This window comes from Streptomyces lavendulae subsp. lavendulae (genome assembly GCF_002803845.1).
GTDB lineage: Bacteria > Actinomycetota > Actinomycetes > Streptomycetales > Streptomycetaceae > Streptomyces > Streptomyces lavendulae.
Genome location: NZ_CP024985.1, coordinates 6,561,274 through 6,576,860, shown reverse-complemented (window position 1 = coordinate 6,576,860; position 15,587 = coordinate 6,561,274). Strand labels below are relative to the sequence as shown.

Sequence of the window (15,587 nt, the reverse complement as noted above, 5' to 3'; positions counted from 1 at the left end):
GCGCGCGGGGCCGGTTTCAGCCCCGCCGGGTCTCAGCCCCGCCGGGTCAGCGACAGCAGGTCGCGGGCCGGGCCCGCCGGGCGGGCCCCCGTGGGCCACACGGCGCGCAGGGCGCGGGCGAGCGGGGCCCCCGCCACGGCGACCTCCACGAGGCGCCGGGCCGCCAGCTCGTCCACCAGCGCCAGCTCCGACAGCACGCACGGCCCGGCTCCGCTGACCGCGGCCGCCTTCACGGCGGTGGTGGAGGCCAGCTCCAGCAGCGGGGCGGCCAGTCCCCCGGCGGAGGCCAGGGCCGCGTCCAGGACCTGCCGGGTCCCCGAGCCCCGCTCGCGCAGGATCAGGGCGGTCCCGGCCAGTTCCGCCGCCGCGACCCCCTTGGACCGCCGGGCCCACGGGTGCGTCGGGGCGACCGCCACCACGAGCCGGTCCTGCGCGATGACGGCCGAGTCCAGCCCCTCGGGGACCGACAGGCCCTCCACGAAGCCGAGGTCCGCCTCGTGGGCCAGGACCCGCTTCGCCACGTCCGCGGAGTTCCCGGCGTGCAGGGAGACCGCCGTGTCCGGGCGTTCCCCGCGCAGGGCGATCAGCCAGCCGGGCAGCAGGTACTCCGCGATGGTCATGCTGGCCGCCACCCGCAGCCGGGAGTCGCGCCGGCCCCGTAGCGCCTGGGCCCCCGCGTCGAAGGCCTCGGCCGCCTCCACGACCTGCCGGGCCCAGTCCGTGACGAGCGCCCCCTCGGCCGTGAGCGTCGAGCCGCGGGGGGAGCGGTCCACCAGGGCCACCCCGAGCCGCACCTCCATCGCCCGGATCCGGCTGCTCGCCGCGGGCTGGGTGATCCCCAGCCGGCGCGCGGCCCCGCTCAGGCTGCCGACCCGTGCGACCGTGAGCAGCAGCTCCAGCGCGCCCAGGTCCGGCACGCGGTGCGCCAGCGGGACCGTCTCCTCGTTACCCATAACATCAGTTTATGACCTTATAGCCAGGTGATCCCTGCCGGTCGGCCCCGGACGACGGGACGCTGGACCCATGGCCACCACCATCGTGCGACCCCGCACCGTCATCGACATCGCGCCCCGGACCCACAAGGTCCCCGCGCTGCGCCACCTCGGCCCCAACTGGTACGCGTCCGTCATGGGCACGGCCATCGTCGCCAACGCGGGAGCCGCCCTCCCGTACCAGCTCCCGGGCCAGCGCGTGGCCTGCCAGCTCGTCTGGGCGCTGTCGGCCGTGGCCCTCGCCGTGCTGCTGACCGCCCGCGCCGGGCACTGGCTGCACCACCGGGACCAGGCCCGCGCCCACCTCCTCGACCCCGCCGTGGCCCCCTTCTACGGGTGCCTGGCGATGGCCCTGCTGGCCGTCGGGGCCGGCACCCTGACCGTCGGGAAGGACCTGATCGGGACCGGTGCCGCCGTCGCCGCGGACACCGTGCTCTTCACCGCCGGCACCGCCATAGGCCTGGTCATGGCCGTGCTCGTGCCCTACCTGATGGTGGTCCGGCACAAGGTCGAGGCCTCGCAGGCCAGCCCCGTGTGGCTGCTGCCCGTGGTCTCCCCCATGGTCTCCGCCGCCGTCGGGCCCCTGCTCGTGCCCCACCTGCCCGCCGGACAGCCCCGCGAGACGCTGCTGCTGGCCTGCTACGCCATGTTCGGCATCAGCCTGCTGGCCGTGCTGATGCTGCTCCCCCTGGTCTTCGGCCGGCTGATCGTGAGCGGGCCCCTGCCCCTGGCGCTGACCCCGGCCCTGTTCCTGGTGCTGGGCCCCCTCGGCCAGTCGACCACCGCCGTGAACCAGCTCGCGGACGTGGCCCCCGGCGCGATCGACGCCCCCTACGCCGACGCGCTGGCCGCCTTCGCCGTGGTCTACGGGGTGCCCGTGATGGGCTTCGCCCTGCTGTGGCTGGCCCTCGCCTCCGCGATGCTGGTCCGGGCCGCCCGGGGCGGCATGGGCTTCGCGATGACCTGGTGGGCGCTGACCTTCCCCGTCGGCACCTGCGTCACCGGCGCCGCCGGACTGGCCCGGCACACCGGGCTGGACGCCTTCGCCTGGCTGGCCACCGCCCTGTTCCTCGGCCTGGTCACCGCCTGGCTGCTGGCCGCCGCCCACACCCTGCGCGGCCTGTTCACCGGCCGGCTGCTCCCCACGACCCGCTGAGCGCCCTGCCCAGCACCTCCGGGGCCTCGGCCAGCGAGGGCCCGTACCAGGTCAGGTGGCGTCCGCTGACGAGGGCGGCCGGGAGACCCGGAAAGGCCTCCGGGCCGTCCTCCTCGGAGAAGGCGTAGGGCCCGTCCGGGAGCACCACCAGATCGCAGCCGCTCGCCGCCAGCTCGGCGAGCGGCACCTTCGGGTACCGCTCGGGGTGGTCCCCGTAGGCGTTGCGGACCCCCAGCCGGGCGAGGAGGTCCCCCGCGAAGGTGTTGCGGCCGAGCACCATCCAGGGCCGGCGCCAGACGGGCACGAAGGCCCTCAGCTCCCCGGGCGGCTCCACCGCCGCCCAGGCCGCCTCCGCCCGGTCCAGCCACTCGGGCCGCTCCAGCCCCAGCGCCCCCACCAGTACCCGCTCCAGCTCGGCGAAGGCCTGCGGGAGGTCCCGGACCTCGGTCACCAGCACCTCCGCCCCGCTCGCGCGCAGGGCGTCGAGGTCCGGGAGCCGGTTCTCCTCCTCGTTGGCGATCACCAGGTCCGGGCGCAGGCCGGCGATCCTGCGTACGTCGGGGTTCTTCGTCCCCCCGATCCGCACCGCGGCGCCCTGGTCCGCCGGGTGCGTGCACCAGTCCGTCACCCCCACGAGCAGCCCCGGCGCGGTCACCGCGACCGCCTCGGTCAGGGAGGGCACGAGCGAGACGACGCGCACCGGATCAGTGCTCCGGGGAGGGGGGCTCGGAGGTGGCGTGGATGTGGTCGCCGACCGCGACGACCAGGAGCTTGGTGTCCTCGCTCGTGGCCCGCCAGCGGTGGCGCACCCCGCCGGAGAGGAACAGCGCGTCCCCGCTCTCCAGCCGGTAGGCCCGCCCCTCCGCCTCCACCTGGCAGGCGCCCGAGACCACGTACATCAGCTCGTCGTTGCGGTGCTGGTACTCGCGTCCGGCGTCCTGGTCCCCGGTGAACTCCAGCGCGTGCAGCTGGTGGTGCCCGCGCACGAGGGGGCGTACGCCGACCACCGGGCTCAGCCCGGTCTCGTCACCGGAACGCACGAGGTCCACCGTGCGCGCCGTGTCGGAGGCGGCCAGCAGCTCGACCGCCGTGGTTTCCAGCGCGTCGGCCACCCGCTCCAGCGATCGCATGCTGGGGCGGGCCCGTTCGTTCTCTATCTGGCTCAGGAAGGGGACGGACAGGCCGCTGCGCGCCGACACCGCGGCGAGGGTCAGGTGGAGCGCGCGGCGCCGTTTGCGCACGGCCACGCCCACCCGCAGCGGCTCTTTGGAGTCCTTCTCCTTGTCGTTGCCGTCTTCCTTGTCGTTCATCTCGGGGCTGCCCTCCCCTGTCCTGGTGCACATCGGTGTGCTGTAAGCACCTTACGCAGCAACCGCCCCCGGATTCGCCCGCACGGGCCCACCGGACCCCGCCCCGGTGCTCTCCCGTGGTCCCCCGGTCACCCTACGTGGCCCCCGGGCGCCCGCCACAGCACTCGGTCCACGTCGAGGATCACTACGTCACCTGACGGCTTGACCAGCAGCCGGGCGCCGGGGTGCCCGGCGGTGCCGCTGGTCCAGGCCGTGGCGCCCGCCTCGGTGCGCACGGTCAGCTCGCCGTCGCGGGAGAAGAGGGCGTCGTGGCCGGTGCCCGCGGTGCCGGCGCTCCACCGCCGGGCCCCGGAGCGGTCGAGGACGACGAGGTCCCCGTCGGCGGCGAGGGCCAGCCGGACGGCGCCGGCGTCGAGGACGTCGCCGGGGCGCAGGACGGTGCCGGGGTGGACCTCGACGGAGTCGTCGAGGACGCCCTGGGCGAGGGCCCGCAGGGTGGGCAGGGAGGGGGTGAAGGCGTACAGGGCGCCCTGGGTGCGCACGTAGCGGCCGAAGCGGAGGGTGGTGGCCCGGCTGCCGTTGTCGGACTCGGTCTCGAAGGTGACCGGCGAATCCGGGCCGAGCACGGGGTCGGCGCCGACGCGCGGGTTGCGGCCGGCCGGGAAGTCCGACTCGTTGATCCACTTCTTGGCGACGAACTCGAACTGCTGGACCAGGTCGGCCTGGTAGCCGATGAACACCAGTCCGCGCGGGGTGTCGGGGCCGCCCGCGCCCTCGGGGTGCTGGGGGTCGTAGGCGGGGCCGAAGGGGATGCCGCGCCGGATGATGCGGCGGTTGTCGAGGACGCCGGGGTCGAGCGGGGGGCGGCCGGGGCCGGGGACGAGGCCGTCGCGCGGGTTGCCCTTGCGGATGTGGGCGAACAGCGGGGTGTGCCAGCCCTGTGCGTCCTCGTGGTAGGTGAGGTGGGCGTCCGGGTCGGAGCCCACCGGGCCCGGCACCTCGGCGAGCGGGCAGCCCGCGACGGGGGTGCCGCCGGGCCAGCGGCCGACCAGCCGGGCCGCGACCCACGTGGCGGTCGCGTCGGCCGGCGCGGCCCCGGCCTTCTTCAGTTCCGCCAGCCGCTGCCGGGCCTGCTCCCACCAGCCGGGGACGTCCTGGGCGAGGCGGCGCACCACCTGGAACGACCCGCCGTTGGCCCAGGCGGGCAGCCCGGCGGGCCGCTGCCCGGCCTTCTCCTGTCCTACGAGGAACTCCCCGGCCGGGACCAGCCGCGTCCCGGGCTTGCCCTGCACGGTGGTCCCGGTGGCCGGGTCGGGTGCGTGGAAGCCGCGGACCCCGGGCTGGCTGATGCCGTCGGTGAACCCGAAGTGCTCGTGGCCGCGCAGGGCTCCGGCCAGCGTGCCGGCGTCCTGCCGGAAGACGATGGTGGCCCCGGCGGTGGCGAGGGCCTCCCGGTGGCGGGTGACGGTGCTCGCGAGGCGGTCGGGGTCGTCCGCGGAGAGGCTGAGGACCGCGTGCACGGCTCGCCGCGGGTCCTCGGCCCCGAACAGCCAGGAGGCGGGGGCGCTGGCGCCGGTGTCCCCGAGCGCCTCCGCGCGGCGGGCGGCGCCCTGCGTGAACGCCTCGGCGGTGCTGTCGGCCGGCACGGCGGGGAAGGGGTCCCGCCCGGCGAACAGCCGCAGCCCCGGGTAGGTCAGGGAGAGCCCGGTCCACTGGGCCGACAGGGAGGCCGGGTCGGTGCCGCCCGCCTTGACCCGGGCCGCGCTGAAGAGGGCGTTGAAGCGGGCCATCTCCTCGGTGGTGGAGAGCTCGGGGACCAGCCGGGCGAGCCAGCGGCGGGCCAGGACCACGTCCCGGAAGTGCAGGAGCAGCAGGCAGGCGTGGTCCTTGCGGGAGCCCGCCAGGACGTCGCCCTGGGTGGTGCGGTCGGCCCGCAGCGGCAGCTCGGCGGCCTCGGCCGGCCGGTCCGCGAGCGGCACCGGACCGGCGGCCGCCGCGGCCGTGGCGGCCCGGGGACACACCGCGAGCGCGGCGGCCCCCGCACCCGCCAGGATCACGGTCCGGCGGGCGGGGGCGGAGGAGGGGACGGCATCCATGGCAACTCCTGGGTGAGATACGAACGGAACGCCCCCGCACCACACGCCCGAAGCAGGGGTACGACTCCCGGCCCCGGCCCGAACCGGCCCGAACCCGAACCGCCCCGGTCCGGGCGGGCCGGGCCGGGTGGGCGGGCCGGGCCGGGGTGAGGCCGGTCGGGCCGGGTCAGGCCGGTCCGGGCCAAGGTCCGGCTCAGCCCGGGTCGGCCCGGGCGGCGGGGCCGGTCAAGGTCCGGCCGGGCAGGTCCAGGTCAGGCCCGGCCTGCCCGGGTGAGGCCGACGGGGTCGGGTGAGGCAGGTCGGGACTGGGGCAGGTCGGGACTGGGGCAGGGCCCAGGCACGGTTCCCGGTGGGCGTCGGCCGGGCCGGGCAGAGTCCGGGTCAGGCCGGATTCGGGCCGGTCGGGTAGGGCCGGGCCGGGCCGGGTCCCGGGCAGGGGCCGGGCACGGGACACGGACCAGGTGCGGGGCGGAGCCAGGGGCAGGCTCCGGGCTCGGGGCGGTGGTCCGCGGTCCGGCCGCACGGACGCGGAGGCCTCGGCGGGGCGGGGCCGGGGGCGTCAGCCGATCAGGGCCGCGCCTATGAGCCCGCCGCCCGCCGGAACGGCGCGGACCGCGACGGCAACGGCGACGGAAGCGGCGGCGACAACGGCGGCGGCGGCGACAACGGCGACCATGGGCGTCCGAGACTCCTCGCGTGGGGGACCGGGCGGGCAGAACGTCCTGCCAGTGATCAACACCCTCCGCGAAAGCCCGCCCCCGCGCGCGCCGGGCGCACTGTTGGAGTGACGGCGCCGACGCCGTCGGCCCCCCACCGCCCGTGCGGCATCATCGTCTCCGTGACGACACGACGCCTGATGCTCCTGGACACCGCCTCCCTCTACTACCGCGCCTACTTCGGCGTGCCGGACTCCGTGAAGGCCCCCGACGGCACCCCCGTCAACGCGGTGCGCGGGCTGCTCGACTTCATCGGACGCCTGGTCCAGGACCACCGCCCGGACGACCTGGTGGCCTGCATGGACGCCGACTGGCGGCCGCACTGGCGGGTGGAGCTGATCCCCTCCTACAAGGCGCACCGGGTCGCGGTGGAGACGGAGACCGGCCCCGACGTGGAGGAGACCCCGGACACCCTCGCCCCGCAGGTGCCGATCATCGAGGCGGCCCTGGACGCCTTCGGCATCGCCCGCGTCGGCGTCGCCGGGTACGAGGCGGACGACGTGATCGGCACGCTCACCGCACGGGCGACCGGCCCGGTGGACATCGTCACCGGCGACCGGGACCTCTACCAGCTGGTGGACGACGCCCGCCGGCGCCGCGTCCTGTACCCCCTCAAGGGCGTCGGCACCCTCCAGGTCACGGACGAGGCCTGGCTGCGCGAGAAGTACGGGGTGGACGGCCCGGGCTACGCGGACCTCGCGCTGCTGCGCGGCGACCCGAGCGACGGCCTGCCGGGGGTCCCCGGCATCGGCGAGAAGACGGCCGCGAAGCTGCTGGACGCGTACGGGGACCTCGCGGGGATCCTCGCCGCGGTCGGCGACCCGAAGTCGAAGCTGACCCCCACCCAGCGCAAGCGGCTGGAGGAATCCCGCCCGTACCTGGCGGTGGCGCCCAAGGTCGTCAAGGTGGCCTCCGACGTGCCGCTCCCGGCCTTCGACCCGACCCTTCCGCACCTTCCGGCACAGCCGGAACTGGTCGACGCACTCGCCCATCGGTGGGGTTTGGGAGGAGCGGTATCCCGTCTGAGCGGCGCACTGCGCCCATGAGGTGCTAACTTAGGTAATCCTAAGCTTCGTAAGTTCAGGGGAGACGCCGTGGCAGAAGGACGCGCCCGCACAGTCGGCACCGCAGTCGTCGTACGCACCGAGCGGCTGACGCCGCACATGGTCCGGCTCGTGCTGGGCGGTGACGGGCTGGCCGACTTCGGCGCGGGCGTGTACACCGACCACTACGTGAAGCTCTTGTTCGCCCCCGAGGGCGTGCGGTACGCGGAGCCCTGGGACCTGGACCGGATCCGCGCGACGCACCACCGCGAGGCCTGGCCGCGCCAGCGCGCGTACACGGTCCGCGCGTGGGACCCGACGCACCGGGAGCTGACCCTGGACTTCGTCGTCCACGGCGACGAGGGCCTGGCCGGCCCCTGGGCGGCCCGCGTCCAGCCTGGAGAAACGGTGCACTTCCTCGGCCCGGGCGGCGCGTACGCTCCCGACCCGATGGCCGGATGGCACCTCCTGGCGGGCGACGAGAGCGCGCTTCCGGCGATCGCCGCCGCCATGGAGCGGATGCCTGCGGGCGCGCGGGTGCACGCCTTCATCGAGGTCGACGGCCCGGCCGACGAGCAGGAGATCGCCACGCCGGACGGGGTCGCCCCGGTCTGGCTGCACCGCGGGGACCGTCCGGTGGGCGCGGCCCTCGTGGAGGCGGTCACCTCCCTGGAGTTCCCCTCCGAGGACGTCCACGCCTTCGTCCACGGCGAGGCGGGCTTCGTGAAGGAACTCCGCCGCCACCTCCGCCTGGACCGCGGGATCACGCGTGACCGCCTGTCGATCTCGGGCTACTGGCGCCAGGGCGAGACGGACGAGGGCTGGCGCGCGATCAAGCGCGACTGGAACGCCTCGGTGGAGGCCGAACAGGACCTCTCCACGGCCGCCGCGGCCTGACGGCCCGCCACACGGCTTCCGGGCCGCCGGGGCCCACAGCCGCCCCGGCGCCCCTCCGGCGCCTGCGCCCGGACCCGGTCCAGCCCCGCCCGAATCCAGCCCCGTCGCCGTTTGAGGCGCGGGGGCCCGGGGGCGGCGCCCCCGGCGGCGGCGCCGCAACGGGACGGCCCCGGGTCCGCCTCGCGGCCGGCGCGCAGGGGGCGTCGGCCGGCGGGACAATGAGCCCATGCGTACGCTCCGAGCGGCAGGGCTTGCCGGAGCCGCGTTCCTCCTGGCCTCGGCGGCGGCCACCGCCGCCCCCGCAGGAGCCTCGCCGGCCCCGTCGCCGACACCGGCCCCGACACCGCCCCCGCCGCCCAGGCCCCTGCTGAGCGACTCCGCCGTCGCCGCCGCCGTGGCCCGTCTCGACTCCACCGTCACCGACGGCATGCGCCGCACCGGCGTGCCCGGCCTCTCCGTGGCGGTGGTCCACGACGACCGGGTGGTCTACCTCAAGGGCTTCGGCCTCCGCCGCACCGGCGAAGCCGCCAAGGTCGACCCCGACACCGTCTTCCAGCTGGCCTCCGTCTCGAAGCCGGTCTCCTCCACCGTCGTGGCCGCCACCCTCACCGACCCCGCCGCCTGGGACGCACCGCTGGGCGACGCCCTGCCCGGCTTCGCCCTCAAGGACCCCTGGGTCACCGCGCACGTCACCGCCGCCGACCTCTTCTCCCACCGCAGCGGCCTCCCCGACCACGCCGGGGACCTCCTCGAAGACCTCGGCTACGACCGTCCGTACATCCTCGGCCACCTCCGCCTCGAACCCCTCACCCCCTTCCGCGCGAGCTACGCCTACACCAACTTCGGCCTCACCGCCGCCGCAGAGGCCGTCGCCCGCGCGCACGGCGTCAGCTGGCAGAAGCTGAGCGAGGACACCCTCTTCAAGCCCGCCGGAATGACCCGAACCAGCACGGAGTTCTCCGCCTACGCCCACGCCCCCGACCGCGCCTACGGCCACGTCAGGAACCCCGACGGCACCTGGAGCCCCCGCTACGTGCGCGACGCCGACGCCCAGACCCCGGCGGGCGGGGTCAGTTCCACCGCCCGCGACATGTCCCGCTGGCTGCGCCTCCAGCTCGCCGACGGCACCCTCGACGGCAAGCGGATCGTCCCCGCCGCCGGCCTCGACCGCACCCGCGTCCCCGAGAGCGTCACCCAGGCCCGGACACCCGCGGGCACCCCGCAGTTCTACGGCCTCGGCTGGAACGTGAGCTACGACGACGCGGGCCGGCTCCGCCTGAGCCACTCCGGTGGCTTCGCCCTCGGCGCCAACACCAACGTGACCATGCTCCCCCTGGAACGGCTCGGCATCGTCGTCCTGACCAACGGCGCCCCCGCCGGTCTCGCCGACGCCGTGGCCCTGGACTTCTTCGACACCGCCGAGCACGGCCGGCCCGGCACCGACTGGCTGGCCCTGACCGCCTCCCTCTACGCCGCTGCCGCCGCGGCGGAACGCTCCCCCACCGACTACGCGCACCCGCCCGCCGTTGCGAAGCCCGCCCGCGACCCCGCCGCGTACACCGGCACCTACCGGAACCCGTACTACGGCCCCCTCACCGTCACGGCGTCCCCCGGCGGCAAGGGCCTGGTCCTGTCCCTCGGCCCCCGGCCGCTGCGCTTCCCCCTCACCCACTACGACGGCGACACCTTCAGCTTCGTCACCACCGGCGAGAACGCCGTCGGCCGCACCGGCGTCACCTTCGCCGACGGCACGGTCCGCGTCGAGTACCTGGACCGGGACCACCTGGGCACCTTCACCCGGCAATAGCCCCCTACCCTGGTCCCGATGAGCCGCAGATCCCACATCCCGCCCGCACCGCTCCCCCAGATCGCCGGGATCGACCCGGTCCGCATGCGCCTGCCCCCCGACCCGGAAGGACGCTGGCGGCTCCTCGGCGACTACCTGAGCGAGCGCTACGCCGGCACCCGCGGCGCCGAGTCGATGGCGCGGCTGCTGGCCACCGGCCGGGTGCTCGGCCCGGGCGGCCGGGTGCTGCGCCCGCAGGACCCGTACGAGCCGGGCGGCTGGCTCTGGTTCCACCGGGACATGCCCTCCGAGCCGCGCGTGCCGTTCCCGATCGGCGTCGTGTACCGCGACCGGCACCTGCTGGTGGTGGACAAGCCGCACTTCCTGGCGACCACCCCGCGCGGCAGCCACGTCACCCAGACCGCCCTGGCCCGGCTGCGCGAGGAACTGGACCTGCCGGCCCTCAGCCCGGCGCACCGGCTGGACCGGATGACGGCGGGACTGGTCATGTTCAGCATCCGACCCGAGGACCGCGGCGCCTACCAGCTGCTGTTCCAGGAGCGCCGGGTCCACAAGGAGTACGAGGCGATCGCCCGCCACGACCCGGCGGTGGAACTCCCCCGCGTGGTCCGCAGCCACATCGAGAAGGTGCGCGGGGTGATGGCGGCGGTCGAGGTCCCGGACGCCGAACCGAACGCCGAGAGCATGGTCGAGCTGACCGGCACCCGGGGCCCGCTGGGACGCTACCGGCTGACGCCCCGCACCGGCCGCACGCACCAGCTGCGGGTGCACATGAACGCGCTGGGCCTGCCCCTGCTCGGCGATCCGGTCTACCCGGTGGTGGCCGCGGCAGCAGACCCGGCGGACTACCGCCGTCCGCTCCAGCTGCTGGCCCGGACCCTGTCCTTCACCGATCCGGTCACGGGAGTGGAACACCGGCTGGAGTCGGGCCTCACCCTGCGGGCCTGGGAGGACCCGGAAGGCTGGGAACGGGACCCGGGGCCGGCGGCCGCGTGACGCCCGCGATCCGCAGGGCGGCGTCGGCGGCGGCCTCGGCGAAGGCCGCCACCGGGCGGCCCGGATCGGAGCGGTGGATCAGCATGACGCCCTCGATCAGGCCGAACACCAGGTCGTTGCGGAGCGTCAGACCGGCGCTGTCCCCGGCGAGTTCGGCGCCCACGGACGTGGCGCGCAGCAACGCCCGGTAGGCGTCGCGCAGTTCCTCGCGCATCCGCCGGAACGGCGTGAAGCGCGGACCCCGCAGCTCCGGCAGCAGGTACAGGGCGCCGAGGTCGTACGGCCCCCCGCACAGCAGCAGCACGTCCGAGCGGCACAGCTCCCACAGCCGGTGCGCGGCGGGCCGGCCGTCGTCGGCCAGCAGCCGCCGGGACAGGACCAGGGAGGGCGTGACCGTGGACTCCAGGAGTTCGGCGAGGAGTTCCTCCTTGCCGCCGAAGTAGTGGTACATCGTGGCCTGGCGCAGTCCGGCCCGTTCGGCCACCGCCCGTGTGGTGGTGGCCGCGTACCCGCGCACCGTGAAGAGCTCGGCCGCCGCGCAGAGGAGCTCCTCGCGCGGCGGCCGGCCGCTGTACGGTCTGAGCTGATCGGCGCGTGGCCGGCCGACCCGTCTCGGTCCTTCGTCCGTTCCACCGCTCATGCGCCGATCGTCGCACAGGACACGTTCAAACGATCATGGCAAGAGATGAGATCTGGCCAACCCAGCCTTTAGAGGAAGACCCAAAAAGGCCTATCCGACCGAGCTGTAGGCCACTACACCCCGAAGTAGGGCGTCCACGGCCTTACGGGCATTGCGCGCCACCGTGCTCCCACCCGCAGAGGACGCCGAGGACGCCGGGGCCGAAGAGCCCGGAGCCGCCGCGGCGATCTGCCCCAGGACGTCGATGACCTGCTTGCACCAGCGCACGAAGTCACCGGCCGGCATCTCCGCCTCGCGCAGCACCTCGTCCAGGCTCTTGTCGGAGGCCCACTGGTACGCCGCCCACGCGAAGCCGAGGTCCGGCTCGCGCTGGCCCACGCCCTCCGCCTGGTTGATGCGGTGCTCCTCCTCCAGCGCGTCGAGCCGGCCCCAGATCCGGACCATCTCGCCGAGCGCCGCCTTGGCGGGCCCGTTCGGCACCTTCGGCGGCGTGGCGTCGTCCGACTGCCGGGCCTCGAAGACCAACGCCGAGACGCAGGCCGCCAGTTCCGCCGGGCTGAGCCCCTCCCAGACCCCCTCGCGCAGACACTCCGACGCCAGCAGGTCGAGCTCCCCGTAGAGCCGGGCGAGCCGCTTGCCGTGCACGGTGACCTCGTCCTCGCGCAGGTAGTCCAGCTCGGTCAGCAGCGCGTGGATCCGGTCGAAGGTGCGGGCGATGGTGTTCGTCCGGCCCTCGATGCGCCGCTCCAGCTGCTGCGTGTCCCGCTTGAGCCGGTGGAAGCGCTCCGCCCAGCGCGCGTGGTCCTCGCGCTCGTCACAGCCGTGACAGGGGTGCGCGCGCAGCTCGGCCCGCAGCCGGGCGATCTCCCGGTCGTCGGCCGCCGCCGCCCGGCCCGGACGGTGCCGTTCGGGCACGAGGTGACCGGCCTTGTTGCGCAGCGCCGTCGCCAGGTCCCTGCGGGACTGCGGCGAACGGGCGTTGAACGTCTTGGGGATCCGCATCCGGTCGACGGCCTCGACCGGCACCGGGAAGTCGATCACGGCGAGCCGCTTGACCTGCCGCTCCACGGTCAGCACCAGCGGGCGCGGACCCTCGGCGTACTCGTACCCGCGGTGGCCGTTGACCCGCCCCGCCGGCACGCCCGGGTCCAGGACCAGCGCGAGCCCGGCGAACTTGCCCGTCGGCACGTGGATGACGTCGCCCGGCTTGAGCCGCTCCAGCGAACTGGCGGCCTGCGCCCGGCGCTGCGCCGCGCCCTGCTTGGCCAGGTCCGTCTCACGGTCCTTCAGGTCGCGGCGCAGCCGCGCGTACTCCTCGAAGTCCCCCAGGTGGCAGGTCATGCCCTCGCGGTAGCCCGCCAGGCCCTCCTCGTTGCGCTGGACCTGCCGGGAGATGCCCACGACGGAGCGGTCGGCCTGGAACTGCGCGAAGGAGGTCTCCAGGAGCTCGCGCGAGCGGTGCCGCCCGAACTGCTGGACCAGGTTCACGGCCATGTTGTACGAGGGCTTGAAGCTGGAGCGCAGCGGATACGTACGGGTACCCGCGAGCCCCGCCAGCCCCACCGGGTCCATGCCGCGCTGCCAGAGCACCACCGCGTGGCCCTCGACGTCGATGCCGCGCCGCCCGGCCCGGCCGGTGAGCTGCGTGTACTCGCCGGGGGTGATGTCGGCGTGCTGCTCGCCGTTCCACTTGACCAGCTTCTCCAGGATGACCGTGCGCGCGGGCATGTTGATGCCCAGCGCGAGGGTCTCGGTGGCGAAGACGGCCTTGACCAGACCGCGGACGAAGAGTTCCTCCACGACCTCCTTGAAGGTGGGCAGCATGCCCGCGTGGTGCGCGGCGATGCCCCGCTCCAGGCCTTCGAGCCACTCGTAGTAGCCCAGGACGTGCAGGTCCTCGGCCGGGATGGAGGCGGTCCGCTCCTCGACGATCTCGCGGACCTTCAGCCGCGCGGTGTCGTCGTTGAGCCGCAGGCCCGCGTACAGGCACTGCTGGACGGCGGCCTCGCAGCCGGCCCGGCTGAAGATGAAGTTGATGGCGGGCAGCAGGTTGTCGCCGTCCAGGCGCGCGATCACCTCGGGCCGGCTGGGGGTCCAGATCCGGCCGCGGGAGCGGCGCTCGCGCTCGCGGTCGGCCTCGCGGACCATCTTGCCGCGCCGCCGGTCCTTCGGACTGTAGGTGCGGGTGTTCTCCTCGCGGGCCATGCGCAGCAGGTCGGGGTTGACCTCGCGGCGCGCGGAGCCGCGGCCGCCGTGGTCGGACTCCTCCTCGAAGAGGTCGTAGACCCGCCGGCCGGCCATCACGTGCTGCCACAGCGGTACGGGCCGCTCCTCGGAGACGATCACCTCGGTGTCGCCGCGCACGGTGTCGAGCCAGTCGCCGAACTCCTCGGCGTTGGAGACGGTGGCGGACAGTGACACCAGGGTCACCGACTCGGGGAGGTGGATGATCACTTCCTCCCAGACGGCTCCGCGGAACCGGTCGGAGAGGTAGTGCACCTCGTCCATCACGACGTAGCCCAGGCCCAGGAGCGACTGGGAGCCCGCGTACAGCATGTTGCGGAGCACCTCGGTGGTCATCACGACCACCGGCGCCTCGGAGTTGACGCTGTTGTCGCCGGTCAGCAGGCCCACCTTCGAGGCGCCGTAGCGCTTGACGAGGTCGGCGTACTTCTGGTTCGACAGGGCCTTGATCGGCGTCGTGTAGAAGCACTTGCGCCCCTGCCGGAGCGCGAGGTGCACGGCGAACTCGCCGACGATGGTCTTGCCGGAACCGGTCGGGGCGGCGACCAGGACGCCCTTGCCGGCCTCCAGTGCCTTGCAGGCCTCGACCTGGTACGGGTCCAGATCGAATTCGTACATCTCGCGGAAGGGGGCCAGGGCGGAGGCCTCTTCGGCGGCGCGGATCCGGGCAGCGGCGTACCGCTCGGCGGGGGAAAGTTCTTCGGTCATCTTGCTGTCGAGCCTACCCGTCGGCTCCGACAACAGTCGCGATCATTTAAGTGAGCAGCCGCAGGGCCCCGGGGACGCACCGCGCGGTCACCGGCAGCGGTCCCAGCCGCTCCCCGTCGGCGTAGGCGGTGAGCCCGGCCGACTCCAGGGTGACCTCGGCGGCCCGGTGGACGGTGACCTTGGGGTGGGAGAGGTGCGTGCCCTTGTAGACCTGCGGGAACACCTTCAGCAGGGTGCCGCGGCCGCAGTCGCCGACCACGGTGACGTCGAAGAGGCCGTCGTCCGGCTCGGCGTCCGCGCAGATCCGCATCCCGCCGCCGTAGGAGGACCCGTTGCCGACGGCCACCAGCGTGGCCTCCGTCTCGATCACCCGGCCGCCGTCGAGGGTGATCCGGTACGGGAAGGGCCGGAAGGCGGCCAGCTCCGCGAGGATGGCCAGGTCGTACTTGAAGCGGCCGAGCGGCAGCCGCATCCGGTTGCCGCGGTCGTTGACCCGCGAGTCGAAGCCGGAGCACAGCACGGTCCCGTACCAGGTGTCGCCGGCGCGGCCGAGGTCGATCTCGCGTATCCGGCCCTGCTTGAGGGCCTCGGCGGCGAGGTGCCCGGCCCGCTCGGGCTCCCGTACGGGCAGTCCCATCGAGCGGGCGAAGTCGTTCCCGGTGCCGGCCGCGACCACGCCGAGGGGGACGGCCGTCCCGGCCAGCGCCTGGAGGGCGAGGGAGACCACCCCGTCGCCGCCGACGGCGATCACGGCGCCGGTGCCCTCGCGGACGTCCGCGCGCAGCCGGGCCAGGGCGTCGGCCGCGTCGGTGCCGACCACCGTCCGGACGGAGAAGCCGGCCTCCCGGAGCGCGGAAGCGGCCGGCTGCGCGGCGTGCGCGCCCCGGCCGCGTCCCGCGGTGGGATTGACGAAGAGGGTGATCTCTGAGGACACCCCGGGAATGTACCCGAGGGTGATCTCCGCGCTCACCCGTTTCCGGGG

12 protein-coding genes are annotated in these 15,587 nt (G+C 74.7%); 5 read left to right on the top strand and 7 right to left on the bottom strand.

Translation table 11 applies throughout. The annotated features are described in order from the left end of the window. Positions 1-32 precede the first annotated feature (32 nt). Complete coding sequence (locus SLAV_RS29355; RefSeq protein ID WP_030233679.1) at positions 33-953, bottom strand: LysR family transcriptional regulator; 921 nt, start codon at positions 951-953, stop codon at positions 33-35. A gap of 70 nt (positions 954-1,023) precedes the next feature. Here SLAV_RS29355 and SLAV_RS29350 point away from each other — a divergent pair, with 70 nt between their 5' ends. Continuing rightward, positions 1,024-2,148, top strand: coding sequence for a TDT family transporter (locus SLAV_RS29350; protein ID WP_051841140.1), 1,125 nt, complete (start codon positions 1,024-1,026; stop codon positions 2,146-2,148). On the opposite strand, the gene SLAV_RS29345 is transcribed toward SLAV_RS29350, so the two are convergent. The 3 genes from SLAV_RS29345 to SLAV_RS43240 form a co-directional block, all read right to left on the bottom strand. Further along, the gene (locus SLAV_RS29345; protein WP_030233673.1) at positions 2,117-2,848 is read right to left on the bottom strand and encodes a helical backbone metal receptor; all 732 of its coding nucleotides are present in this window, start codon (positions 2,846-2,848) and stop codon (positions 2,117-2,119) included. The genes SLAV_RS29350 and SLAV_RS29345 overlap by 32 nt on opposite strands. Before the next feature lie 4 nt (positions 2,849-2,852). Next, positions 2,853-3,458 carry a helix-turn-helix domain-containing protein gene (locus SLAV_RS29340; RefSeq protein ID WP_051841139.1) on the bottom strand — a complete coding sequence of 202 codons (606 nt, stop codon included), beginning with the start codon at positions 3,456-3,458 and terminating at the stop codon, positions 2,853-2,855. A 128-nt stretch (positions 3,459-3,586) separates the two neighbouring features. Next, a complete protein-coding gene (locus SLAV_RS43240) occupies positions 3,587-5,554 on the bottom strand; it encodes a hypothetical protein (protein WP_051841138.1) in 1,968 nt (655 codons plus the stop codon). Positions 5,555-6,410: 856 nt separating this feature from the next. Between SLAV_RS43240 and SLAV_RS29330 the strand changes: the two genes are divergently transcribed. From SLAV_RS29330 to SLAV_RS29315, 4 genes are all read left to right on the top strand, one after another. Beyond that, entirely contained in the window at positions 6,411-7,316 is a 906-nt protein-coding gene (locus SLAV_RS29330) for a 5'-3' exonuclease (RefSeq protein ID WP_030233664.1), read from the top strand. A 48-nt stretch (positions 7,317-7,364) separates the two neighbouring features. Then, entirely contained in the window at positions 7,365-8,210 is an 846-nt protein-coding gene (locus SLAV_RS29325; RefSeq protein ID WP_030233662.1) for a siderophore-interacting protein, read from the top strand. Between the two features lie 226 nt (positions 8,211-8,436). Continuing rightward, positions 8,437-10,017 carry a serine hydrolase gene (locus SLAV_RS29320; RefSeq protein ID WP_051841137.1) on the top strand — a complete coding sequence of 527 codons (1,581 nt, stop codon included), beginning with the start codon at positions 8,437-8,439 and terminating at the stop codon, positions 10,015-10,017. 18 nt (positions 10,018-10,035) lie between these two features. Beyond that, positions 10,036-11,013: a pseudouridine synthase gene (locus SLAV_RS29315; RefSeq protein ID WP_030233657.1), complete on the top strand. Its 978-nt coding sequence runs from the start codon at positions 10,036-10,038 to the stop codon at positions 11,011-11,013. Here the strand turns inward: SLAV_RS29315 and SLAV_RS29310 are convergent. The 3 genes from SLAV_RS29310 to SLAV_RS29300 form a co-directional block, all read right to left on the bottom strand. After that, complete coding sequence (locus SLAV_RS29310) at positions 10,949-11,653, bottom strand: TetR/AcrR family transcriptional regulator (protein ID WP_051841136.1); 705 nt, start codon at positions 11,651-11,653, stop codon at positions 10,949-10,951. The two genes, SLAV_RS29315 and SLAV_RS29310, sit on opposite strands and share 65 nt — an antisense overlap. 90 nt (positions 11,654-11,743) lie before the next feature. Continuing rightward, complete coding sequence (locus SLAV_RS29305; RefSeq protein WP_030233652.1) at positions 11,744-14,605, bottom strand: DEAD/DEAH box helicase; 2,862 nt, start codon at positions 14,603-14,605, stop codon at positions 11,744-11,746. Positions 14,606-14,651: 46 nt separating this feature from the next. Next, positions 14,652-15,539: a diacylglycerol kinase gene (locus SLAV_RS29300; protein WP_030233650.1), complete on the bottom strand. Its 888-nt coding sequence runs from the start codon at positions 15,537-15,539 to the stop codon at positions 14,652-14,654. Positions 15,540-15,587: the final 48 nt, after the last annotated feature.